At 62.6% G+C, this 20337-nt stretch carries 17 protein-coding genes, 1 other RNA gene and 1 pseudogene; 3 read left to right on the forward strand and 16 right to left on the reverse strand.

Annotated features, from left to right (window positions below; genetic code table 11):
* The 12 genes and pseudogenes from murD to ACIQ36_RS05025 all read right to left on the reverse strand — a co-directional run.
* Positions 1 to 1027 (reverse strand): UDP-N-acetylmuramoyl-L-alanine--D-glutamate ligase (gene murD, locus ACIQ36_RS04970; protein WP_395826510.1); only part of this gene is annotated, 1027 nt, incomplete at its 3' end.
* 8 nt (positions 1028 to 1035) lie between these two features.
* The gene (gene mraY / locus ACIQ36_RS04975) at positions 1036 to 2121 is read right to left on the reverse strand and encodes a phospho-N-acetylmuramoyl-pentapeptide-transferase (protein WP_395826554.1); all 1086 of its coding nucleotides are present in this window, start codon (positions 2119 to 2121) and stop codon (positions 1036 to 1038) included.
* Between the two features lie 2 nt (positions 2122 to 2123).
* A complete protein-coding gene (murF, locus tag ACIQ36_RS04980) occupies positions 2124 to 3503 on the reverse strand; it encodes a UDP-N-acetylmuramoyl-tripeptide--D-alanyl-D-alanine ligase (protein ID WP_395826512.1) in 1380 nt (459 codons plus the stop codon).
* Positions 3500 to 4972, reverse strand: coding sequence for a UDP-N-acetylmuramoyl-L-alanyl-D-glutamate--2,6-diaminopimelate ligase (locus ACIQ36_RS04985; protein ID WP_395826514.1), 1473 nt, complete (start codon positions 4970 to 4972; stop codon positions 3500 to 3502). The genes murF and ACIQ36_RS04985 overlap by 4 nt, the downstream gene beginning before the upstream one ends.
* The gene (locus ACIQ36_RS04990; RefSeq protein WP_395826516.1) at positions 4959 to 6815 is read right to left on the reverse strand and encodes a peptidoglycan D,D-transpeptidase FtsI family protein; all 1857 of its coding nucleotides are present in this window, start codon (positions 6813 to 6815) and stop codon (positions 4959 to 4961) included. Before ACIQ36_RS04990 ends, ACIQ36_RS04985 begins: the two co-directional genes overlap by 14 nt.
* On the reverse strand, positions 6812 to 7342 hold the full coding sequence (locus ACIQ36_RS04995) for a hypothetical protein (RefSeq protein ID WP_395826518.1): 531 nt from the start codon (positions 7340 to 7342) through the stop codon (positions 6812 to 6814). The genes ACIQ36_RS04990 and ACIQ36_RS04995 overlap by 4 nt, the downstream gene beginning before the upstream one ends.
* Before the next feature lie 2 nt (positions 7343 to 7344).
* Positions 7345 to 8295: a 16S rRNA (cytosine(1402)-N(4))-methyltransferase RsmH gene (gene rsmH, locus ACIQ36_RS05000; protein WP_395826519.1), complete on the reverse strand. Its 951-nt coding sequence runs from the start codon at positions 8293 to 8295 to the stop codon at positions 7345 to 7347.
* A complete protein-coding gene (locus ACIQ36_RS05005) occupies positions 8295 to 8777 on the reverse strand; it encodes a division/cell wall cluster transcriptional repressor MraZ (protein WP_395826521.1) in 483 nt (160 codons plus the stop codon). Before ACIQ36_RS05005 ends, rsmH begins: the two co-directional genes overlap by 1 nt.
* A gap of 651 nt (positions 8778 to 9428) precedes the next feature.
* Positions 9429 to 9819: RNase P RNA component class A (gene rnpB / locus ACIQ36_RS05010), an RNA gene on the reverse strand.
* A gap of 46 nt (positions 9820 to 9865) precedes the next feature.
* Positions 9866 to 10567: pseudogene (locus ACIQ36_RS05015) on the reverse strand (threonine/serine dehydratase); the annotation flags it as partial.
* A 12-nt stretch (positions 10568 to 10579) separates the two neighbouring features.
* A complete protein-coding gene (locus ACIQ36_RS05020; RefSeq protein ID WP_395826522.1) occupies positions 10580 to 10834 on the reverse strand; it encodes a hypothetical protein in 255 nt (84 codons plus the stop codon).
* Between the two features lie 69 nt (positions 10835 to 10903).
* Positions 10904 to 11869 carry a threonine/serine dehydratase gene (locus ACIQ36_RS05025; RefSeq protein WP_395826524.1) on the reverse strand — a complete coding sequence of 322 codons (966 nt, stop codon included), beginning with the start codon at positions 11867 to 11869 and terminating at the stop codon, positions 10904 to 10906.
* Positions 11870 to 11956: 87 nt separating this feature from the next.
* On the opposite strand from ACIQ36_RS05025, the gene ACIQ36_RS05030 reads away from it, so the two are divergent.
* Positions 11957 to 12430: an Lrp/AsnC family transcriptional regulator gene (locus ACIQ36_RS05030; protein WP_395826525.1), complete on the forward strand. Its 474-nt coding sequence runs from the start codon at positions 11957 to 11959 to the stop codon at positions 12428 to 12430.
* 8 nt (positions 12431 to 12438) lie between these two features.
* Here ACIQ36_RS05030 and ACIQ36_RS05035 read toward each other — a convergent pair whose 3' ends face one another.
* The 3 genes from ACIQ36_RS05035 to ACIQ36_RS05045 form a co-directional block, all read right to left on the reverse strand.
* Positions 12439 to 14184 (reverse strand): methyl-accepting chemotaxis protein, encoded by a 1746-nt coding sequence (locus tag ACIQ36_RS05035; RefSeq protein WP_395826527.1) that lies wholly within the window; start codon positions 14182 to 14184, stop codon positions 12439 to 12441.
* Between the two features lie 221 nt (positions 14185 to 14405).
* On the reverse strand, positions 14406 to 15650 hold the full coding sequence (locus ACIQ36_RS05040) for a cyanophycinase (RefSeq protein ID WP_395826528.1): 1245 nt from the start codon (positions 15648 to 15650) through the stop codon (positions 14406 to 14408).
* A 125-nt stretch (positions 15651 to 15775) separates the two neighbouring features.
* Positions 15776 to 16669 carry a DMT family transporter gene (locus ACIQ36_RS05045; RefSeq protein WP_395826530.1) on the reverse strand — a complete coding sequence of 298 codons (894 nt, stop codon included), beginning with the start codon at positions 16667 to 16669 and terminating at the stop codon, positions 15776 to 15778.
* A gap of 138 nt (positions 16670 to 16807) precedes the next feature.
* Between ACIQ36_RS05045 and ACIQ36_RS05050 the strand changes: the two genes are divergently transcribed.
* On the forward strand, positions 16808 to 17716 hold the full coding sequence (locus ACIQ36_RS05050; RefSeq protein WP_395826531.1) for a DMT family transporter: 909 nt from the start codon (positions 16808 to 16810) through the stop codon (positions 17714 to 17716).
* Positions 17717 to 17857: 141 nt separating this feature from the next.
* The gene (gene lpxC / locus ACIQ36_RS05055) at positions 17858 to 18814 is read left to right on the forward strand and encodes a UDP-3-O-acyl-N-acetylglucosamine deacetylase (protein WP_395826533.1); all 957 of its coding nucleotides are present in this window, start codon (positions 17858 to 17860) and stop codon (positions 18812 to 18814) included.
* A 68-nt stretch (positions 18815 to 18882) separates the two neighbouring features.
* Here the strand turns inward: lpxC and ACIQ36_RS05060 are convergent, their stop codons facing one another.
* The gene (locus ACIQ36_RS05060; RefSeq protein ID WP_395826535.1) at positions 18883 to 20274 is read right to left on the reverse strand and encodes a methyl-accepting chemotaxis protein; all 1392 of its coding nucleotides are present in this window, start codon (positions 20272 to 20274) and stop codon (positions 18883 to 18885) included.
* Between the last annotated feature and the right edge of the window lie 63 nt (positions 20275 to 20337).

A 20337-nucleotide genomic window follows, 5' to 3' on the forward strand; every position in this document is an offset into this window, starting at 1 on the left:
CGGCATTGGTCGCCTTGCTGTCGTTGATATAAGCCGTGCCGCGCACGCTCGCGACCAACTCTTGCCGATGGGCGAGGCCGGGGAAGCGGGTGATCGCGGCGCAAATCGCCTCCGGGCTCAATCCGGCATGGCGCGCAGCGGTATAGGCAGCGCAGATGTTTTGGGCATTGTGACGGCCCGGCAGGCGCGCGGCACGGTCGAGGGTCAGAACCTCTACCGCCGCGCCGTCGAGATCGTCGATCAGGTGCCCGTCGAGCGCATAAACCCCGCCCGCAACCGGGGCCAGCACCGAAATCGGCACGACGCGCGGGGCGCGGTCGGTGCGGCGGACTTTATCGGCCAAGCTGCGGCTGGGGGCATCGTCCATGCCGATGATCGCCCAATCATGCTCGCCCTGGTGCTGGAAGATCAGGCTTTTGGCGTGAATATACCCGTCCATGCCGCCGTGCCGATCCAGGTGATCGGCGGTGATGTTCAGCAGAATGGCCGTGCGGGCTGAGAGGCTCGGCACCCGCTCCAACTGGTAGGAGGAGAGTTCGAGCACGTAAGTGCCCTCCGGCCCATAGGCGGGCAGGGTGAGGGCTGCGACGCCGATATTGCCGCCCATCGATGCGGTTTGCCCGGTTTCGCTCAGAATATGCTCGATCAGCGCCGTCGTCGTCGATTTACCGTTGGTGCCTGTTACCGCGATGACCGGGGCCGCCGTTTGCGTCGAGAGCAGCAGATCGACATCGACCAGAATCGGTACGCCCGCGCCCCGCGCCAAATCGGCCGCCGGATGCGGCTTCGGGTAGGAATGGGGAATGCCCGGCGAGAGGATCAGCGCCGAAAGCTCCGCCCACGGCATCGCCACTACCGGAACCAAGGGAATGCCCGCCGCTTGTGCCGCATCGCGCGCCGGGGAATTATCGTCCCACGCGCTCACTAGGGCACCCGCGCGCATCAGCGCTTCCGCCGCGACCAGGCCGGAGCGGGCGAGGCCGACGACGGCCACCTGTTTGTTACGGTATGCGGTGGGCAGAATCATGGCGCGACCTACCGCAGTTTCAGGGTTGAAAGGCCGATCAGCGCCAACACCGAGGCGATGATCCAGAAGCGGATAACGATGGTCGGCTCGGCCCAGCCCTTCTTTTCGAAGTGATGGTGCAGCGGTGCCATGCGGAACACGCGCTTACCGGTCAGCTTGTAGCTGGTGACTTGCACGATCACCGACACGGTTTCGAGCACGAACAGCCCGCCGATAATACCCAACACGATTTCATGCTTGGTAATCACCGCGACCATGCCGAGCGCGCCGCCTAAGGAGAGGGAGCCGGTATCGCCCATGAACACGCGTGCAGGCGGCGCGTTGAACCAGAGGAAGCCCAGGCCCGCCCCCGTCAGCGCGCCGCAGAAAACCGCCATCTCCCCCGCGCCGGGCACGGACGGAATTTGCAGATAGGCCGAGAAAACCGCATTCCCGACGAGGTAGGAAATCAGCGCGTAGCAGCCTGCCGCGATCATCACCGGCACGATAGCGAGCCCGTCCAGCCCATCGGTGAGGTTCACCGAATTGCCTGCGCCGACGATGATGAACACCGCAAACGGAATGAAGAACCAGCCGATGTTAATCAGCACCTGCTTGAAGAACGGAATGGCGATACTGGTGGCGAGCGGGTCGCGGGTAATCATCATCACCCACACCACGGCTACCGTGGCAATGCCGACTTCGAACACCAGTTTGATGCGGCCATTCAACCCCTTCGGGTTCTTCTTGCTGACTTTCAAAAAATCGTCGGCAAAGCCGATCAGCCCGTAGCCGATCGTGACCATCAACACGGCCCAAACATAGCCCGAGGTTAAATCGCCCCACAGCAGGGTGGAAATCGACAGCGCCAACATAATCAGGAAGCCGCCCATGGTGGGCGTGCCCTTTTTGGTCAGCAGATGGCCTTCCGGCCCATCGGTGCGGATCGGCTGGCCCTGGCCCTGCTTCATCCGCAACCATAAAATCAGCTTCGGCCCAACGAAGAGCGCAATGAACAGCGCCGTAATAATCGCCCCGCCCGTTCGGAACGTGAGATACCGAAACAGGTTGAACAGCGCAAATTCATCGGATAGGGGCGCGAGAAGATTAAACAGCATTACGGTGAAACCTTCTGCGAAGCGGCGGATGCGGCGCGAAGCGCCTCGACGAGGGGGCGCATTTTCATGCCCAGCGAGCCTTTGACCAGCAGCGCATCGCCGGGGGCAAGATCGGCTTTCACGGCATCGATCAGATCGGCGGTCAGCGCGGCGTGGCGGGTCACGCGGCCTTCGGGCAGGGCGTTCGCCAGCGCTGCAACGTGCGTGCCTGAGAGATAAATTCGGTCGAGTTTTGCGCCTTCTAAGGCGTCGGCTAGGCTCGCGTGCAGCGCGTCGGCCTCGCTTCCCAATTCCAGCATATCGCCCAAGACCAGCACGCGGCGGCCCGGCAGCGTGGCGAGGACCGACAGGGCGGCGCGCACGGCGGTGGGGCTGGCGTTATAGCTTTCATCGAGCAGGGTGATCGTGCCGCCCTGCCACGGCAGGGTGAGCCGTTCGCCCCGGCCTGCGACCGGGCGCAAACTTTCGGTAACGGCGCAGGCCGCATCAAGATCGCCACCGAGCGTGACCAGCGCGGTCAAGACGCCAAGGCTGTTCATCGCCTGATGTTTACCGGCAAGGCCCCAGCGGTAGCGGCGGCGTTGACCGAGGATGGTTGCTTCGACCGTATCCACCCCATCCGTGCCCGGCTGCCAATCGAGCAAGCGGCTATCCGCGTCGACATGGGTTCCAAAACTCAGAATTTTCGAATAGGCGGCGGCCATCACCTCGAAATGCACCGAGTCGCGCGGCAGAAGCAGCGTTCCGCCGGGCTCCAGTCCCTCGGCGATGCTGGCTTTTTCACGGGCGATTCCGGCCTCGCCATCGGCAAAGAATTCGATATGCGCCGGGGCAATCGCGGTCACGAGCGCCACATGGGGGCGGACTTGCCGGGAGAGGGGCGCGATTTCGCCCGCGTGGTTCATGCCCAACTCAAACACGCCGAAGCGGACGCTTTCGGGCATCCGCGCGAGCGAGAGCGGCACGCCAAAATTATTGTTGAGATTACCGCGCGACCCATAGGTCGGCGCTTGGGCGGCCAGAAGCTGGGTGAGGGCTTCCTTGCTGGAGGTTTTGCCGACACTGCCGGTAATCGCGGCGATGGGGGCGTTCACGCGGGCGCGGGCAAACCGGCCCAAATCTTCCAGCGCGGCCATTGTATCGGGCACCAGCAAGTGCGGCCCATCGACGGTATGATCGACGACCGAAGCCACCGCCCCGGCGGCCAAAGCCTGGGGAACATAGGCATGGGCATCGTTGTTTTCACCGCGCAGGGCGACGAACAAATCGCCCGGCTGCACCATGCGGCTATCGATGCTGACGCCGGTCGCCGTCCAGTCGCCAACGGCGAGCCTGCCCGTCGCGCGCGCGGCGGTTTTCTGGGTCCAGAGGCCGGTCATAGCGCGGCCTTCCACAGGACCGACCCGCCCGCAGCCGCAAGCGCCGCTGCGGCAATCTCGCGGTCATCAAATGGCAGGGTTTCGCGGCCAACGATCTGGCCGGATTCATGGCCTTTTCCGGCGATAATCAGCACGTCGCCGGATTTCAGCGCCTGAATGCCGCTGGCGATTGCTTCCTCCCGGTCGCCGATTTCCACGATTTCCGCCGTCCCGTCGCATCCGTCCAGCACGGCGCGGCGGATGGTGCCCGCGTCTTCGCTGCGCGGGTTATCGTCGGTGATAATCGCCCGGTCGGCGAGGCGCGAGGCGATGCTGCCCATGATCGGGCGCTTGCCCGCGTCGCGGTCGCCGCCGCAACCCACGATCACATGTAGCTTGCCCATTGCTGCCATCGTGTGGCGGGTGGCGGCCAGTACCGTTTCGAGCGCGCCGGGCTTATGGGCGTAATCGACGATCACGGTTGCGCCGTTAAAGGTCCCGACGGTTTCCATGCGGCCCGGAACTGGGCGCAAGCTGGCAATTGCCTGAAGGGCGGCGTCGACGGGAACGCCGGCGGCAATCGCAAGCCCCAAGGCGGCGAGCAGATTTTCGGCCTGAAAACTACCTAAGACCGGGAAAAGCACATCCGCCGACTGGCCCATAATCGAGAGCGAGAGGGCTTGGCCTCCCTGGGCAACGCTGCGGCCCGTTAGCGCTAGATCGGCGGTTTTCGTGCCGTAGGTTAGGCTGGTCTGACCGCGTTGAACCACGCGGTCGCGCAGGACTTGGCCCCACTCGTCCGCCATATTAACAATCGCGGTGCCATCTTGGGGCAGAAGCTCTTCGAACAGCCTGGCCTTGGCCTCGAAATAGGCGGGCATGGTTTCGTGATAGTCGAGATGGTCGCGCTGGAGGTTGGTGAAGGCGGCGGCCTTCAGCCGCACCCCGTCGAGCCGCCGCTGGTCGATCCCATGGGAGGAGGCTTCGAGCGCGAAATGGGTCACGCCCGCCTGGGCCACTTCGGCGAGATAAGTATGAAGGGCTACCGGGTCCGGCGTCGTCAGCGTGTAGCGGGGCTCAAGGCCGGGCGCGATCAGCCCTAACGTTCCGAGATAGCCCGCTTTGTGGTCGCTTCCGGCAAAAATCCCTTGCGTGAACCACGCGGTCGAAGTTTTGCCGCTGGTGCCGGTCACGGCGACGATGGTTTCCGGCTGCTGCCCGTAGAAGGCGGCGGCGATCAGCGCGAGTTCGCGGCGCGGGTCGGGGGAAATCAACACAGGGATCGGCGCTTCAATGCCTTCCGCCCCCAAGATCACCGATGCGCCCATGGTGGTAGCTTGGGCGATAAAGGCGCGGCCATCGGCCTTGCTGCCGGAGAGTGCGGCAAACAGAAAGCCAGGGCGTACCGCGCGGCTATCCGCCGTGATCCCGGTTACGGTCACGTCGGCAAGGGGGCCGGGCAGGCCTATGAGCAGATCACCGAGCCGCAACGTTCGATCCTCCAACGGGGGCGAGGGGGAGGGGGGCCGGGCGGGCAGTTGCCTGGGGGCTGCGCACGGCCGTTGTTCCCGGCGTGGTCGGCACCAGCGGCGCTGCGGCGGGCGTAACCATCGGGTTGGGTTTGACCGCGCGCGGCCCAGTTCCGGCGAGGTCGACGGCCAGCGCCGCTTTCACCTCGGGCGCATTGGCGTCATAGGGCTCAACCCCGAGCAGCGGGCCGATGCGGGCGATGATCTTGCCGCCCGTCGGCGCGGCATTCCACCCGGCGGTGGCGAAATTATAGGTTTCCTTCAGCCCTTTGGGCTCGTCCAGCATCGCCATAACCATGTAGCGCGGGTTGTGGATCGGGAAGCCCGAGACGAAGGAGGTGATATTCGCGTTCTTGCGATAACCACCGCGCGCGCCGATTTTTTCCGCCGTCCCGGTCTTACCGCCAATCAGATAGCCCGGCACTTCCGCTTTACGCGCCGTGCCATTGGTCACGACGAGGCGTAGCAGCTTGCGCATGGAGTCGGAGGTTTTGGCGCTGATCACGCGGGTGCCGTGGATGGTAACGCCCTCTTCCTGTTTTATCAGCGTCGGGCGCACATAAACGCCGCCGTTCATGACGGCCGAGGCCGCAGCGGCGACCTGAAGCGCGCTCACCGAAATTCCGTGGCCGAAGGCAATCGTCATCAAATTGATCGGCCGCCAGGGTTGCGGCACCTGCGGGCGGCCGATTTCCGGCACTTCGAACTTCGGCGGGCTCAGCATCCCCATCTTATCGAAAAACGCGCGCTGGCCCTGAACGCCCACATCTTGCGCCATTTTGATGGAGCCGATGTTGGACGAGTACATGAAGATTTCTGGCACGGACAGCCAGCGCGGAATCGGGTGATCGTCTTTAATCGTGAACCGGCCAATCGAAATCGGGCGCGCGGCGTCGTAGCCGCCACTGATCGAAACTGTGCCGTAATCGAGCGCCATGGCCGTGTTAAAAATCTTGAAGGTCGACCCCATTTCGTACACGCCCAGCGTGATGCGGTTGAAGCGCGCATCGTCGGGCGAGCCGCCGGGGTTCGTTGGGTCGAAGTCAGGCATCGACACCATGCCCAAAACTTCGCCCGTATAAATATCCATCACGATTCCCGCCGCGCCGATGGCCTGGAACTTCACCATCGCCGCGTCGAGTTCTTGGCGCAGGATGTGTTGAATGCGCGTATCGATCGAGAGCGCCACCGGTTCCCCGCCCGCGCGTAAGCGTTCGTTTAAGCCTTTTTCGACCCCGGCGAGCCCGTTGCTATCCACGTCCGAAAAGCCGAGCACATGGGCAAGCAAACGGCCTTGCGGATAGAGGCGGCGGTCTTCCTGCTGGAATTGGATGCCGGGAATGCCGAGCCGGTTGATCTCATACTGCTGGCGCGGGGTTACATTGCGGCGGATGTAAACGAAGCTGCGCTCCGGCGCGCCCAAGCGCTCGCGGATTTGCTTTTCGTCGATATCGGGCAGCACCGAGGCGAGCTTGCGCGCCACGCCTGCCGGATCGGTAATTTCCTTGGGATTGGCGTGGGCGGAGGCCGTTTGAATCGAGGTCGCCACCAGCAAGCCATTGCGGTCGACAATATCGGCGCGGTCCAGCTTTTCCGGGCGGGCGGCGCGGGCTTTCCGGGTTTCGTCGGTGTGGGGAAATAGCGTCACATCGGCCAAGCGCACGCCGACGGCCCCGAAGGCCAGGGCAAAGAAGGCACCGGTGACGATCAAACGCGTATGGGCGGTCTCCACGGCATGCTTGCCGGGACCGCCCAAAGTGTAAGTGGCGCGCAGGGCGCGCAGCAGGATCGTGCCCGCGCTCATGGCACTCTCCGGGGTTGCGCCGCACTGGGTTGGGAGTGCGCCGGAAGCGGGGCTGTGGGCGCGCGGACCGCGAGCGGCGGGGCGACGGTCTGCGTCGCCACGGGGCCGGAGGGTTGCGCCGGGGCATCGGCTTCGGGATCAAAATCACCCGGCAGCCCGCCCGCACCCTCTTCGAACAGAATATCCGGTTCGGCCTGCTCCGGGGCTGTGCGGCGCGGGCCGTTCGCGGGCGGGGCAGGCGGTGGCAGCGGTTGCGCGCGCAGGGGCAGCGCCTCAATCCGGGCGATCTGCTTCACCGTCAGCGGCTCCAGGTTGAGATGGGTGCGCGCGGTTTCTTCGATGCGTTGCGGCTGATTGAGAAAGCTCCATTCTGCCTTCAACACCTGCATCGATTCCTGATCGGCGAGGATTTGGCGGTTAAGCTGGGTCAGCACCCGCTCTTTGCGCGCAACCTCATACTTCAGGTGATACACGGCATAGCCGACCGAACTTGCAAGCACGAGCCAGACGAGAAAGAAGCGCCACATGGTCAGGCTCCTTTCGGCAGATGGGCAGGGGCATCGGTGCGCTCGGCCACACGCAGCTTGGCGGAACGGGCGCGCGGATTGGCGGCAAGCTCGTCGGGCTGCGCCGTGATCGCCTTGCGCGAGATCAGCGTGAAACTGGGGGGCGCCACATCTTTGGGCGGCGCATAGCGCGAGACGGCGGCGCTTTTGCCGCTCCGGTCCGCGAGGAAATTTTTGACGATCCGATCTTCGAGCGAATGGAACGCCACAATCGCCAGCCGCCCGCCGGGGACAAGGCAGCGCTCGGCGGCGGTAAGCCCGCGCTCAAGCTCGCCCAACTCGTCATTCACCGCGATGCGCAAGCCCTGGAACGTGCGGGTAGCCGGATCAATCCCGTCTTTCGACTTCGGCACGGCGCTGCGCACCACATCGGCCAGGGCCGAGGTGGTCAGAATCGGGGAAATCGCACGGGCCCGCACAATCGCTTTCGCCACGCGCCGGGAAAGCCGTTCTTCGCCGTACTGATAAATGATGTTCGCCAGATCCTCTTCGCCGAGCCCATTCACGAGGTCCGCCGCGCTTTGCCCGGATAGGCTCATGCGCATGTCCAAGGGGCCATCGGTTCGGAAGGAAAAGCCGCGCTCGGGCGTGTCGATTTGGGGGGAGGAAACGCCGATATCGAGCGTTACCCCATTGATCGGGCCAAATTCCGCCGCATCAGCAAGGCTGTCGAGATGACCGAAGGTGCCCGCGACGACTCGCAAACGCCCGCCGAAGCCCTTGGCCATCTCCGCCCCAAAACTAAGCGCCTCCGGATCGCGGTCGATGGCCAGAACCGTGCAGTTTGCCGCCTCCAACAAACCGCGCGTATAGCCGCCGCGCCCAAACGTCCCATCGATGTACCGGCCGCCGTCCTGAGGGGCGAGAGCCGCGATGACTTCCCGGATCAGAACCGGACGATGTTGACCGACCATCACTCCCTCCGGGGGGAGGGCGCCTGGCTGGTGGCATCTCTGGTCCTTTTCGCCTCCAGCCTGCTGGTAATCGTCGCCTCTACGATTGCCCGCTGCTGGGACGGATCCCGGATCAGAAAAAATTTACCCTGGCCGACAAAGGCAGCTTCTTCGCCAATGCCCGCATACTCTAGGAGCGGTTGGGGCAACAGCACCCGTCCGCCTTCATCCCACGCTAGCTGGAACGTCTCGCCCAAGAGGGTCGAGAGTAACGTATAGCGTTCAGCCTCTTCAGGCCGGTCAGGATCGAGCTGTTCTAGCTCGTCCGAAAACTTTTGCAGGCGATCAATTCCCGCCGCCTCAATCCAAGACCCTTGTAACGAGCGATAGGCCAGAATCCCCCCATAGGGTTGATCGGCTAAGGCCGCGCGAAAAGGTGCCGGGACCGACACGCGGCCCTTCTTGTCGACCTTATTCACGAATGTGGACAGGAATAGTGCCATTCCCGATCCGCAGCCCCTTCGCCCAAGGCCCGAGGTTGCCCCCGAAGCCCAATCCCACCGTGTTTGTGCCTCCGCGCCCGGAGCGTCTGTCATACATCGTGTTACGCCTCAGTAACGATGCCGACCTACGCCCCCGACCCCATCCCCTGCAAGCCCTGGATACGGGTGGGCGTATCTGGTTCTGCATGGGATGATTTGGGATAACATGGGACAGAATGGGCGTCAATGGAGCCGGAAGGTAAAAAACTCGATAATTCAAGGCATCACCCGGCTAGCTTCGCATGGATAGTAAGTCGCTAGAGTCGCGCTGCAATGCTCATGCAAACAATTAGGATTGTTCTTTAGAAATATGTTTAAAAACGATTATTATCGATTGTTCTTTTAATGTTCCGACCTTGTGTGTTGAATCTCGACACCAGGTGCGGAGAACGCCGTTCAGAGGCGCGAAATACGGCAGGTTTTAAGGCGGGAGCGGTGGGAAAAAGCTGCCGGGGCGGCAGGCTTGATATGTTTTTTAATTACAGAAATATCGCAAATTCTAACGAGCACTACATGAAAATTAACATAATGCCGCACCAAATGGGGCAGCCTTGTCCCTTCCTGTTCCCCTGAGAGGATTGCAGGGGTATGCAGACATTTTTTCGAGAAGGAATTACCAGACGGCCTGTAAGCCGGGTTCTGTCCGGGGCCTTGCAGCCCGTGGATGACCATTCCTCTGGGATGATCGTTGCCGATCACCTCTCGCAACCAACCCGAAGAGCGGCGCGGAAATGCGCTGTACCCCGCAAGGGGGCCTGCCCTTCCTATTCGGTTTTGCTCCGGGTGGGGTTTACCGTGCCGCTTCCGTTGCCGGTCGCGCGGTGCGCTCTTACCGCACCCTTTCACCCTTACCCTGTGCGCCCGAAGGCGGACAGGGCGGTTTGCTTTCTGTGGCACTATCCCTAGGGTCGCCCCCGCCGGGCGTTACCCGGCACCCTATTTCCGTGGAGCCCGGACTTTCCTCCCGCCGCTTGCAGCGACGCGCGGTCATCCAGCCGTCTGGTAGCGCAGGCTTAGACGGGACGGGGGGAGGGGTCAAGCCTGAAAGGTTAACCCAAATAGGTGCGGATCTGGTCCGGGGTCATATTGCCGCCGCACAGAACGGTTGCAACCTTCTGCCCGGCAAACGCCTCCGGGCGCTCCAGAACCGCGCCGACGCCGATAGCCCCTGCGGGTTCAACGATCAGCCCATAGTGCTGGTGGCAGAAGCGCATCCCCGCTAGAATCGCCCCGTCGCGCACACTCCACACGTCATCGATGGTCTGACGAAGGTATTCGAGCGCATAGGCCGATGGGGCGCGCTGGGCCAGGCCATCGGCAATCGTGGGAACCTCCGCCGGGGGAGCGGTGACGACTTTCCCCGCCTGCCACGACAGCAGCATTGCCGGGCTGGTTTCGGGCACAAGGCCGATCACGCGGACTTTCGGGCGTTCCGAACGCATCCACAGCCCGATGCCCATGGCGAGCGCGCCCGCTCCGAGGGGGAGCAGCACGGTATCGAACTCCTCGTCCGACGCGGTCATCTCGCGGGCGATGGTGCCGAAGCCCTCGACGACGCGCGGGTGCGCGCCATCGTCGAGAAACTGCGCGCCGATGGTTTCGGCATAGGCGCGCGCCGCCTCCTTCGCGCTATGAAGATCCGCGCCCTCAAGCCGAACGTCGGCCCCAAGCTGGCGCATCGCCTCAAGCTTGGCGGGATTGACGCTGGTGGGAGCAAAGACGATCAGAGGGCGCTTTTTATGGCGCGCGGCATAGGCGAGCCCCTAGCCGAAATTCCCCGGCGATGCCGTTACCAACGGTTCCTTGCGCGCGGGTTGCCCCGATAAGAACCAATCGGCCCCGCGCCCCTCGGCGGCTCTAATCGGGTTCTGGGTTTCCACCTTCACGCGCAACGGGCAGGGCAAAACCGCATCGGCGGACGGATGCCCATAGAATGGCGAATTCCGGAAAACCGAATTAATCGCGTGATGGGCCGCGCAAATACCCACGATGCTGGGAGGGGGCGCTAGGTCTGTCATACGGGCTAGAATAGTCTATTCTTACGAGAAAAATAACCTCCTCCCGACCCAGAGAATCAGTTTTTTAGATTAGTCATGCAAAAAATTAAGCCGTTGAGCTTGGGTGAGGTTGCCCCCGCACAGAATAGTGGTGAGCCGTTGCCCCGCAAGCGCCAGCTTATGGTCCAGCACGGCGGCAATTCCGGCGGCTCCGGCGGGTTCCACCACCAACCCATAATGCTCATAGCAAAAGCGCATTGCAGCCCGGATGGAGGCTTCCGAGACGCTCCATACCGCATCCACCGTCGCGGGCATGCAGGCGAGGGCGTAGGCGACCGGCTCACGCACGGCGATGCCATCGGCAATTGTCGGGGCGGCGGCGGTGGCAATCGGATGGCCCGCCTCCCACGATAGGCGCATGGCGGGGGCGGCCTCGGCGACGATCCCGATAACGCGCACATTGGGCCGTTCCGCTTTTAGCCAGGCGCCGATGCCGGTCAGCAGCGCGCCGTTGCCCAAGGGGACTAGCACCGTATCGAAATCGATGCTGGAACGCGTCATTTCCAGCGCCATCGTGCCCGCGCCTTCGGCGATGCGCGGGTGCGCGCCGTCTTCGATGAACAGTCCGCCGTCGCGCTCGGCAAAGGCGCGGGCGGCGGCTTTGGCGGCGTCGAAATCATGCCCTTCCAGCCGAACTTCGGCCCCAAGACGGCGCATCGCCTCGATCTTCAGCGGGTTGGCCGTGGTGGCGGCGTAGAGAATCACGCGGCGGCTCCTTGCGCGGGCGGCATAGGCGAGCCCCTGGCCGAAGTTCCCAGCGGAGGCGGCGATCAAGATTTGATCGGACGGGGCGAGCCCCGCGACAAACCAATCCGTCCCCCGTCCCTTGAAGGCGCGGGTCGGGTTCAACCCTTCGACCTTAACCGCGAGCGGCAGGCCCAGGGCCTCATCGGCGGCGGGGTGCGAGCAGAAGGGCGAGTTGAGGAAAACCGGATCGATCGCGGCATAGGCGGCTTCAATTCCGGCGGCGGAGGGCGGGGGAAGAGGTTGGTTCATGGGAAGAATCCTAGCGTTTTCCCTTGCGAAAAATTCCCGATCTTTCAGATTAGTCGGAGGAGTTTTGCGTTTAAGTTGGATGAAGCGATGAATTTTCCCGAGATGCTTTCCACTGCCGATTTAGCGCTGCTGGCGGCGGTTCAGGACAATGCCGATCTGACGCTGGACCAACTGGCGGACCGGGCCGGGTTATCCCCCTCCGCCGTTCAGCGCCGCCTGAAAAAACTCCGCGATGCTGGGGTTATTCAACGCACCGTGGCGCTGCTCGACCCGAAAGCCGTGGGCCAAACGCTTAGCCTGATCGTCGAACTGGAGTTGGAGCGCGACCGGCACGATCTGCTGCCGCCCTTGCACGCCTGGATCGCGCGGGAAGCCGCCATTCAAAACGCCTGGTTCGTCACCGGGCGGGGCGATTTGGTGCTGTCGATGACGGCGGCGAGTATCGAGAGATTCGATGCGTTTATGGAACGCATGTTGGCCGAGCACCGGGTGATTCGGAAATATACCACCAGCGTCGTGCTCAAAACCTTAAAGCGCAGCTTGGCAGTGGCTCTGGAGTAAAACCGCTCCTAACCCGCGCGCAGTTTCGTTAGAAGCGTCTCCACGTCCTGTTGCAAATGGGCTGCGTTCTGGGCCAGTTGATCCGCGAGAGTCTGGACATCGGCCGCGCTTGTGCCGGTCACACTGGCCTCTTGCTGAACATCGCTGATGGTCGTGGAAACACTGTGCGTCCCCTGGGCCGCTTGCGTGATCGTGCGCGCAATCTCGGACGTCGCCGCCCCCTGCTGCTCCACCGATCCAGCAATGGTGGTGGTAATCTTACTCATGTCGCCAATCGTGCTGGCGATACCGTTGATAGCCAAGACAGCAGCCCCTGACTGATCTTGAATAGCTAGAATTTGTACTTGAATATCATCGGTCGCTTTCGCGGTCTGCGCGGCAAGGTTTTTCACTTCAGAAGCAACCACCGCAAACCCTTTGCCGGCTTCGCCGGCGCGTGCAGCTTCGATGGTGGCATTAAGGGCGAGCAGATTGGTTTGGCTGGCAATCGCGTTGATCAGGGCAACGACCTCGCCAATACGCTGCGAGGCGGTGGCCAGCCCTTGTACGGTTGTGCCGGTGGCCTCGGCTTCGTGAACGGCGCGTTCGGCCACTGTACGCGCCCGGCTGACATCTCGGGTGATTTCGCGGATCGAGGCGGAGAGTTCTTCGGTAGACGCGGCGACCGACTGCACATTAGCGGCGGCTTGTTCCGACTCTGCTGCGACGTGACTGGCTTTATGGGTGGTATTGCTGGCGATCCGAGTGAGTTGCTGAGAGGCGGCGCGCAGTTGATCGGCAGCGGCGGAAACGGCGTGAAGCGTTACCCCTACCCCTTGCTCGAACTGATCGGCAAAGCCGAGCAGGCCCTGTTTACGGGCGGCTTCTGCCTCGGTGCGAATGCGCTCCTGTTCCATCCGGGCGGTTTCCAACTGCGCGCGATCATCGCGGAAAACGGCAACGGCGTGGGCCATCCGTCCCAGTTCATCCGCCCGGTTTGCGCCTGGAATCGCACCTACAGGGCGATTTGCAACAAGATCGGTCATCACGGTTTCAAGCTGGTAGAGCGACCGGAAAACCCGCAATCGCAGCCCTACAGCCATAAGGCTCAACAGACCAAACAGGACGGCGGTGGCGGCGATCACAAGTGTTAGCCAAAATGCAACCCGTTCATCGGCACGGTCAACCTCGGTGCGCGTGCGCTGATCGAGGGCCGCGAAGAATTTATCGACCGGGGCCATAATCTGGCTTTTGTAAACATGGTACTCGGGCGAGTGCAGCAGTTTGCGCGCAAGGTCAAGGTCCGGGGCTTTGCGCTCGGTAAATTCCTTCCCGTTTCCCCGAAACAGGCCCTTTACCGCGTTCATCGCCACGACCTCAAGATCAACCAACCCATCGGAATTAGCTTGGGCTTCGCGCAGAAGTGCAAATTCCGCTTCGGTAAACCCAGCTTCGGTCATCAGGCCCTGAAGCGGAGTTGCGATGCCATCGGGCCGGGGCTTTTCCGGCTTTGCCGCCAAGAAATCCCAGTAGATGCGGCTATACTCTTGCGGGCGTGGTTTTTTGCCGTTCCGAATGTCGAGCACCGCCATGTATTGCTCTTCCCACTTGGCGTCGCCCGTGACGACATAGGTGCGGGCGAGGCGGGTGAGATCATCCGAGCTTTGCCGTAACTCATCAGCCAAAAGATAGGATTGATAGCGGTTGGCATAAGCCGCGCGGGCTTCAAGCTGCGCGCTCTGGAACTGATAGAGCGCGACAATCAACAAGGCCATCAGCAGGCCCGCGATAAGCAAAAGAGCCGAAAAAGCGGCCCGTAACGATTTTATAACCATCATCATTACCTTACAGAGGCTTACGTCAAAAACAGCTCTGAGATTAACGCTGATAAAGCCCTGATGCAATTGAAATAAATTATTCATAATTAATACCTGCCCGCTCCAGCATCAAGTTCCCCCTGGAGGCTGAGGGAGCAGCCCCCAGGGGAATGTCCGATCTACCGGGGAGCGTAGAGCGGCTTTTGCAGCTGAACCGGGCGGATATCGAGGTACATATCCTTCACCGTGTAGCTATCACCGCCGAGCGCACTGGTGTACCAGCCCAGCGTGCCTGCACCTTTGTACAGGCGGAACTCGAAACCGATTTCCGGGCTCGGGGCATTGGCGCGCAGATCGAACGCGAGGCCGAGTTGCTCGGTTTGCTTATTGTCGATGAGGTTGCCCATCGCTTCGGCAAGCGTGCGGTTACCCAGAATGGCAGACCAGGCTTCGGGGTCTTCATTATAGGGCTTATAGTCGGCAGACGCGGGGTCGAGCTTATCCTTCGCCGGGTCTTTGGCCGGGTTCGGAGTGATCGCCCCGGTTTTGAAATCATATTTATCGCCACGATCAAGATAGGTCAGCTTCGCGCCTTTGATGGCAAAGGGGGCGGCTTTGGCGTCGCCTGTCGCGCTGGACGTGTCGAGCAGCACCACGCCGCTGTAGCCGATCACTTCCATCTGGCCCTTGCTGATGATCGCGGCGGTATCTTCATCGACGCCGAAGCCCTTTTTGGTGCCGGTTGCCTGCATCGCCACCAGCGCGCGCGGGAACCGGCCGCGGGCGAGGAAATGTTGATCGACGAACCAGCCGTCGGCGATAAAGCCCAGGCCCTTGTCGATGGTCTTGCCGGGGGTAATGCCCTGCTTCAGCACGTCCAGCACCGGGGGCGGGTCTTTGAACATGGTTTCCGACATAATCGCCGCGCCTGCCGAACTGCCGCCGATAACGCCGCCCGCCCGGTAGATTTCCCAAATCGCCTTCAAGGCCGCGCTTTGGCTGCCGTCGGGCTCGACCAGGGCTTGCGTAATGCGCGCCTGATCGCCGCCCAAGAAATAGATGCCCTTGGCGGCTTTGATTTTGGCGACATTGGCCGGATCATTGGCGGCCTTGCGCAGGTCGATATCCTTATAGCGCGGGCCGATCTGCACTAAATCGGCGTCGGCCCCGAACTGTTTCAGGGTTTTCACGGCGGCTTCGGCGGCGCGCTGCGGGCTTCCGGCAGCGGCGGGGACGACGATGATTTTAGCGCCATCACCGCCCGCGAGCGCCACATAGCGCTTCCAAACGGTTTCATTATCGGAGCGCAGATTGCCGCCGATGATGACCAGCGAGCCGTCGCCCGCGGTTTGGGCCAGGGCGGGCAGGCTGCTGCTCCCCATAAGAACGGCAGCAGTCAAGGCGGTCTTCACGGAAACACGCATTCGTCAGGCACTCCGATAGGGGTCTTAGTGCCCGATAGCCTGCCAGGGGGCGCGCCTAATAGGTGCCTGAAGTTGAGCGCTGTTTCGGCAATATTATTTGTTAAACCCCGGTTGTTCGGGATATTTTATGGCGCGCGTCGCCGTGGGACCAGGGTGAGCACGGCAACCCCGCCCAACGTGAGCGCCGCACCGATCCCGGCGCGCAACGTGAAGGGCTCGCCCAAAGCCAAGATACTGGCGAAAACCCCGAAAATCGGTGCCGTCAGCGCGTAGGGCGATAGGGTGCTGATCGGGTAGCGCCGCATCAGCGTGTACCAGCCGCTGTAGGCGAACAGGGTCGCGCCGAGAATCATATAGGCGAGCGTGCCCGCCGCGATCCAACCGTTCTGGGTAATCGCCTCGATCTGGCCGCTTTCCAAAAAGAACGACAAAAGCGCGAGATTGGGCGCGGTGATCAGCGCCATCCAGCCGGTCATCGCCAGCGGGTGAAGCGAGGTAAGCCGTTTCGACACAAGGTTCGAGCACGACCAAACGAACGCCCCCAGCACCACCAACCCGGCGGCAAAGCCCGAGCTTGGCCCGTGCGGTTCGCCGAAAACAATCGCAACCCCAATGAGCGCAATCCCCATGCCGATTAAGGTCACGCGGCTGGGGCGTTCTTTCAGAAAAACGATGCCCAGCAAGGTGGAAAACGGTACCTGCGATTGGATGAGCACGGCGGCCAAGGCGCTATCAACCGAGCGCAACCCGACGAAGAGCAGCCCGAAATGCACAACGCCGAGCAAAAAAGAGAGCAGCAGCAACGCGCCCCATTGGCGGCGGGGGCGCGGAAAGAAGGGGATGACCAATAGCCCGACGATGGCAAAGCGGATCGAGAGCAAAAACAGCGGCGGGACGGCACCCACCCCCAGCTTTGCCACGGGAAAATTCACTCCCCAGACCAGCATAATGGCGAGTACGTACAGAAGATCCCGCACGGTGAGGCGGGTGGCGCTGGGCGCGGAGAGGTTAGCCGACATCACCCTAAGCTAGGCGGGCTTCGGAGCCGTGAGAACCGCCGCTTTGGCACAGGGGGGGTGCAGTGATTGCGCAAGAAACGGAGCGACGCCCTCGGCGTGTCCCGCTAGGGTGGCGGTCCAGTTCATCGGAGATAGCCTATGTCGACCCCGCAAGCGCCCCTGATGACCGCCAGCGATTGGGCGATTCTCGTGCTTCTCTCGTTCCTATGGGGCGGCTCGTTCCTGTTCGCCAAGATCGCCGTGGCGGAGGTGCCGCCCTTTACCATCGTGCTGATTCGGGTTGCGGGCGGGGCGTTGGTGCTGGCGGTTGTCGTGACGCTCCTGGGCCTCGGTATGCCGCGCGAGCGGGCCGTATGGGCACGGTTTCTGACCCTGTCGATGCTGAGCAACGTTATCCCGTTTTCGCTGATCGTCTACGGGCAAACCCAGATCGGCGCGGGGCTCGCCTCGATTCTGAATGCCACCACGCCGCTCTTCACCCTCATCGTTACCCACCTCGTCACCCAAGACGAAAAGCTGACGCCAATGCGTCTTGCCGGGGTGATGGCTGGGTTCGCGGGCGTGACCATTATGCTGGGGCCGAGCGCCGCCTCGGGCCTCAGCGGGCCGCTTTTGGCGCAACTGGCGGTGCTGCTCGCCGCCTTCTCCTACGGTTGGGCCGGTTGGTACGGGCGGCGGTTGACGGGGCTGCACCCGCTGCAAGCCGCCTTGGGCCAAGTGACGACCAGCAGTTTGGTGATGCTGCCGTTGGCCCTGCTCGTCGAACACCCTTGGGCCTTGCCGATGCCCTCGACGGCGGCGGTGGCGTCCCTAGCAGGTCTCGCGATTTTCTCGACCGCGCTGGCCTATGGCCTCTATTTTCGCGTATTGGCACGGGTCGGGGCGGGGAATGCCTCGCTCGTTACCTTCCTCATTCCGCCCAGCGCCCTTTTGATGGGGATTGTGTTTCTCAACGAACATCTTACGCTTTGGCAGGGGGCGGGGATGGTTGGTATCGGCGCGGGTTTGGCCCTGGTCGATGGCCGCTTGATCCGAAAATTTCTGTAAAATTTACCCTTCTGTAACACCGCGTAACAAAGCGTGAATTGCTGCGGTGCATCACCCTTGCTATCCCTAAGCCTGGAAATTTCGGAAAAAGGGAAGAGGCGCCCTTTTTCGAAAGCAAGGATCAGCAGCGTGGAGGCAAGCATGAGCGATCGGCGGGGTAAGGCGGGGGCGGTGCCCACTGCGATGCGTCGCACGATTGCGCAAGCCATTCGCTGCGAAGGCATTGGTCTGCACACGGGCAAGCCCGTTTCGATGACGCTGGTTCCGGCCGCTGCAGGCACGGGCATCGTTTTCCGCCGTACCGATGTTCCGGGCGATACGGGGGTTCTCCCCGCCCGCTGGGACCGCGTGACGCAAACGATGCACGCAACCCTGCTGTCGAACCCGGAGGGCGTGACCCTTTCGACCGTTGAACATGTTATGGCCGCCCTGGCGGGCCTGGGTATCGACGATATTCTGATCGCCGTCGATGGCCCCGAACTGCCGATTATGGACGGCTCCTCCGAACCCTTCGTGTTTTTGCTGGAAAGCGCGGGCCTGCGCGAGTGCGAGCAGCCCCGCCGTTACTTGCGCCTGCGCCGCACCGTGTCGATCACCGAAGGCAGCAAGACGGCGAGCCTATCGCCCGCCGATCATTTTTCGGTTTCCGTCGAGATCGATTTTGGCGCAACCGCCGTGGCCCGGCAAAGCGGCGCGGTGGTGGTTGATCCGACCAGCTTTAAAACCGAAATCAGCCGCGCGCGCACCTTCGGCTTTCTCGAAGAGGTCAATTATCTGCGCGCCAATGGTTTGGCCCTGGGCGGATCGCTCGATAATGCCGTCGTCGTTTCGGGGCAAAACGTGATGAACCCGGAAGGGTTGCGTTTTGCCGATGAGTTCGTGCGGCACAAGATTTTGGATTGCATCGGCGACCTATACCTCGCGGGCGGGCCGATCTTGGGCGCGTTCCACGGGGTGCGCTCCGGCCACGCGCTGAACAATAAGCTGCTGCGCGCCGTGTTTGCCGATGCGGCGAATTATGAGTGGGTGGAGGCTACGCCGGTTACGGCCCTTGTGGGCGTTCCGATGGATCTGCCAGCGGTGGCGGCGCGGGCGTAAATTCCGCTCGTCTCCGGTAAGTTTTAAGGGGCCGTCTATGGCCCCTTATTCTTTGGCAGCGGGGCTCTCTACGCCGCCCGCCGCCCCAATTGATCGAGAAACTGCCCGCTTTCGGACCGAAGCTGCCCGTTCAGATGCGTCAAGGTTTGCGTGCAATCGGCGACCGCCCCGGCGGCGGCAAGGTTTTCGTCGAGGGCGTGGCTGAGCGCGTCTAGATCATCCTGGACGGTTTGGGCGGTGTGATCGAGCGTGGCGCCGATGGCGGCAATCGCGTCGCCGCACGCGCGCTGTTCGCCAACGCTTTGAACCAGCACCGCGCTGCGCGTCTCGAACTCGCCAAGATCGCCGAGTATCTGCGCGACGACAGTGAGGACCGAGGCGATGGCGGTTTGCATCTGCCCCATCTTCTGCCCAAGGTTCGCCGCAACCCCGCCCGCTTGGCCCGCGAGCGCCTTGACCTCATTGGCAACCACGGCAAAACCGCGCCCAGCCTCGCCCGCGCGCGCGGCTTCGATGCTGGCATTCAGCGCAAGCAGTTTGGTTTGATCGGCGACCGAGGCGACCTGCGCCAAAGCGGCGCGCACTTCGTCGCCCGTGGTTGCGAGGCTCGCGGTCGTGCCCTTCACGTCGCCGACGAGATCGGTGAGCCTGCGGGCGATGGCAACGGTCGCATCGATATTCTGCTCCAACTGATCGCTCACTTGGGTCAGGTCGCCCAAAACGCTGCCGGTTTGGCGTTGGGCCTGCAGAACCGCGTCAAACCCCTGCCGCAACCCCTCGGCGCGCTCCTGGGTCAGCGCCCCCGCCTGTTGCAACTGTTCGACCGCGCTGGCGAGTGTGGTGACGGCGTTCGAAATGCCATCGCCAACATCCCCCAACGTGCTGCTGAACTGCGCCATTAGGTGGGTGCGGTCCGATTGCAGCGTTTCTTCCGTCACGACCCGTTCCAGGGCGGCGGCGACGTGGCTGAGCAACCCCACCAAAGTTGGGTCGAGATGGGCTTCGGCGCGGGTGAAAATTTCCAAGATCAGTTCGGTGCCGTTGCGCCCGCTGACGGCGAAGGCCAGAGCCCCGCGCACGCCATTGGCGGCGGCGGCGGCGGCGCGGGCAAAGCCGGGGGCGCGGCTAACGTCGGTGATCGCTTGCGGGCGTCCATCGTGCAGCACCGCGCCCACCATGCCCTTGCCGGGCGAAAAGCGAATGGCCTCGCTCGCGCCGATGAAATCTTGCATCGAGGCTTCATCCAGATCGGCAGCGCGATACCAAAGCTTTAAGGAGCAAGCCTCGCCCGATGCTGTGCGCCGGTAGACATGGCCAATCGGCCAGTCGAGGGTCTCACAAAGCAACTTTAAAACCGCCTGCGTCGCTGCAACGACATTCATCCCTTGCGTGACCCGATCCACCGCATTGAGCAGGGTGAGACACTCCGCCGCGCTCAAGTTTTTGACGGTCTTTGCCATGGCGGCCTCGGCCCCTTTTCGCCGAAAAGGGCTCTGCGCAGCGGGCGAGGAGGAGAACAGAGC

The sequence above is a fragment of the Elstera sp. genome (genome assembly GCF_044372965.1).
Classification (GTDB): Bacteria; Pseudomonadota; Alphaproteobacteria; order Elsterales; family Elsteraceae; genus Elstera.